At 35.1% G+C, this 3,386-nt stretch carries 4 protein-coding genes; 1 reads left to right on the top strand and 3 read right to left on the bottom strand.

Annotated features, from left to right (window positions below; translation table 11 throughout):
• Window positions 1-5 precede the first annotated feature (5 nt).
• Entirely contained in the window at window positions 6-557 is a 552-nt protein-coding gene (lepB, locus tag AB3X49_RS19730) for a signal peptidase I (protein ID WP_002013664.1), read from the bottom strand.
• A 23-nt stretch (window positions 558-580) separates the two neighbouring features.
• Window positions 581-1,258: a copper homeostasis protein CutC gene (locus AB3X49_RS19725; protein WP_367964218.1), complete on the bottom strand. Its 678-nt coding sequence runs from the start codon at window positions 1,256-1,258 to the stop codon at window positions 581-583.
• A 187-nt stretch (window positions 1,259-1,445) separates the two neighbouring features.
• Here AB3X49_RS19725 and AB3X49_RS19720 point away from each other — a divergent pair, with 187 nt between their 5' ends.
• Complete coding sequence (locus AB3X49_RS19720) at window positions 1,446-1,916, top strand: hypothetical protein (protein WP_367964216.1); 471 nt, start codon at window positions 1,446-1,448, stop codon at window positions 1,914-1,916.
• 223 nt (window positions 1,917-2,139) lie between these two features.
• Here the strand turns inward: AB3X49_RS19720 and AB3X49_RS19715 are convergent, their stop codons facing one another.
• Window positions 2,140-3,288 (bottom strand): acyl-CoA dehydrogenase family protein, encoded by a 1,149-nt coding sequence (locus tag AB3X49_RS19715; RefSeq protein WP_367964214.1) that lies wholly within the window; start codon window positions 3,286-3,288, stop codon window positions 2,140-2,142.
• Window positions 3,289-3,386 lie beyond the last annotated feature (98 nt).

The following is a 3,386-nucleotide window of genomic DNA, read 5'->3' as shown; positions in this document are numbered from 1 at the left end:
TTACTTTATAACGCTCTCACTTGTTTCAACGGCCAGAAAACAGCTTGTCCTTTTCCGACAATTTCATCTTCTGAAATAAATCCAAACATACGACCGTCTTTAGAAACTTCACGATTATCTCCTAAAACAAACACTTGGCCTTCTGGCACTTTCGTTTTCCCTGTGATTTGTTCTAACGTAAAATCAGGAGTTAATACACGACCAGACGCCTTTTCTTTAAATTCTTTTAAATACGGTTCTTCCATCGCTTTTCCGTTTACATATAAAACATCATCTTTATACTCAACTGTATCACCCGGTAAACCAATTACTCGTTTTACTAAATCGTACCCTTCTTTTCCGTGGAAGACGATAACGTCAAAACGGTCTAATCCACTTATACTATAACCAATCTTATTCACGAGAACTCGTTCGTTATTTTCTAAAGTGGGCATCATCGATTCCCCTTGTACTAATGAAGGTGTAAATAAAACACCGCGAATAATAGCGATTAATACAAGGGTAAATCCTATCGTTTTAGCCCATGAGAATAATTCTTTCTTCGTATTTTCCTTCATCGTTTCTCCTCTTTCTTAAGTGTTTATTTTATTATTTGAACTAATTCTTGTACTAAATTAGGATCAATTTCAGAAAAACATGATTTCCCTTCTCTTACCGCTGTACCGACATGAGCTTGAGAAATTCCAGTTTCATCTAGCAATTGCTTTACATTCTCTTTCGTTACTCCACTTCCGACAACAAGCTGTATATTCCCTTCACTTTCCTTCTGCATCTCTCGAAGCACCGGAATATTATCTACTACATTTCCTTGTCCGCCTGAAGTTAACACGTGAGTAACTTTATTGAATTTTTTCAAAGCTTTCATCGCTTCTACTGGATTTTCTGTATCATCTATCGCACGATGATACGTTACATTTATTCCATCCACAACAGATAATATATCTGCTAATTTCTCTTCATCAACTTCATTTTGTACGTTTAATACACCTAATACAACACCAGCAGCTCCAAGATTTTTAGCAACTACAATATCTTCTTTCATCATTTCAATTTCTTCTTCCGTATATGTAAAAGACTTCGCATGCGGACGAATCATAACATGAACTGGTATTTGCACTGCATCTACTGCTTTTTTTATAAAAGCATAGCTCGGTGTTAAACCACCTTCTGTATATGATGAAATGAGTTCAATTCGATTTCCACCAGCCTTTTCAATTCGCTTCACATCTTCTAAACAAGTTGCAATAACCTCTAGCATGAGATAACCTCTTTTCGTACTTTTTTCTTATTATACAGTAGGTGAAATAAGAAACATAGCATTCCACTATAAAACTATAAAAAGAAGAATGAAAAGAAAGATTTTATAAATTTACAATAAACGGAATACATGTTATGTTTTTCTTGTAATTATACATTCTTATATTCTTATAAAGGGAGAGAAATATATGCTTCTTACAAAAAAACGATTCGTTATCTCTAGTTCATTTATTGTAATTGCATCACTTTGCGCGATTACTTTATTAACAAAACCAAATACAAAACTAGATTCCTCAACTTCAAGTATAGAAAAAGAAACTATTACCCTTTCATCAGGTAATAAAGAAGAAATCCAAACATTTCATTCGTCTTCATTTAATAATTCAACTGTATTCAGAGGTGACACAGGTACTGGCTTTGACTTTAGTGGCCAAGGTGACTTAAATATTACGATTAAAAATACTGGTACAAACAGTTTCACTTATTCAATTAAATTCAAAGAAGATCGTCTAGTAACACACACGTTACAGCCAAATGAAAGTAAATCCTTTACTTTACGTTCACTTATCGCTAACCCTTTACCAGGTGATTATTCGTTATTTGCACATAATCAAGACGGTTCTGAAAGTAGTATGAATCTTGAAGTGCAGCCACAATAGAACAAATTAAAAAGGCTATCCTCTTACCAAAAGGATAGCCTTTTTAATTTGTAAAACGAGAATTCCCTATTCTTTGAACAATGACATAATACATGGAATTATATCAACAATTTTTCAAATATATCTATCACAACTCTAAATATATCAACGATTCAACATAGAATACTGATTCACCGACAACGAAAAATCTGTTCCAGAACGGAACAGATTTTATATTTCTTCATTACGACCGAAACGCCGCATCCGCCAGCATAGATAGTGTTGCATCATCCATCGGCGGATTGTGTAGTCCTGCTCTGACGTTTAAGTAATAACGATGAAGCGGATTTTTTTCTGATAAACTTTTCGCGCCTACGATGCGCATTGCTTTATCTACAATAGATATTGCCGCGTTCGTGACAACATATTTTGCAGCTGCTAGTTCAGCTTGCAATGATAATTTATCTTCTGCCTCATCGTATTTTTTCGCAATTTGATATAAAAAGACACGAGCTTGCATAAGCTCAAGTTCTAATTCTCCAACTAACCTTCTAACATTCGGTAATAAACTTATAGAATGATTTAAACTATTTGGCTTGTATGATTCCGCAAACTGAACTGCATAATTTCTTGCTGATTGTGCAATTCCTAAATAACATGCTGGTATATGTAGCAACCAGCCAATACCCTTAGCTTTAACTTTTGAACCCTTTATATCAGTGAAAAAGCGATCTGGTATCTCTACATTTTGTAAAACGAGATCATGGCTCGCAGTTCCTCGCATTGCGATGCTATCCCACGTTTCTTCAATTGTCACGCCTTGCGTATTCTTTGGAATGACAAACTCTCCGATATCTTCCTGGCCTTCAATACTTGCTGAAATGATAAAATAATCAAGTACTGGTGCCATTGTCGTAAACGTTTTTCTTCCATTTATAATCCACTTCTCACCTTTTTTGACAGCTAACGTCTCTGGTTTCCCGCCGCGCGTAGGACTACCTGTATTCGGCTCTGTCGCTGCTCGATTAAAAAGCGCACCATTACGTACTTCTTCACAAAACCAAGTGAACATTTCCTCATTCCAAGAGCGATTTTCAGCTAATTCCTTTACAATGCCAAGGTGCCATCCAATTGATAATGCGGTAGCACCGCAGCCTTCTGCTATTTTCTCTTGAAATAAAACGAAGTCATATAAAGAAATCGCATTGCCTCCCAATTCTTTTGGCAACGTTAATTTCGTATATCCGATATCTTTCAAATTATTAATATTTTCATACGGAAATGATCCTAATTCACTTAGTTGATGCTCCCTTTCCATGAACTTCGGAATCAATTTATTTATTTTCTCAATAACTAAAGATTGTTCTTCTGTTTCAACAAATGAGAGTGCCATACATAATCTCCTTTATGTTCGATTCATAAACCGTTCATTTTGTCATTATGATTATATGAAGTTACTTCTCTATTGTTTCACTATTCCGATAAAAATAC

Origin of the sequence: Bacillus sp. C30 (genome assembly GCF_040838255.1) — a bacterium.
Classification (GTDB): Bacteria; Bacillota; Bacilli; order Bacillales; family Bacillaceae_G; genus Bacillus_A; species Bacillus_A mycoides.
Note: the sequence above shows the minus strand (reverse complement) of the source record. Positions and strands in the feature narration are given on the sequence as shown.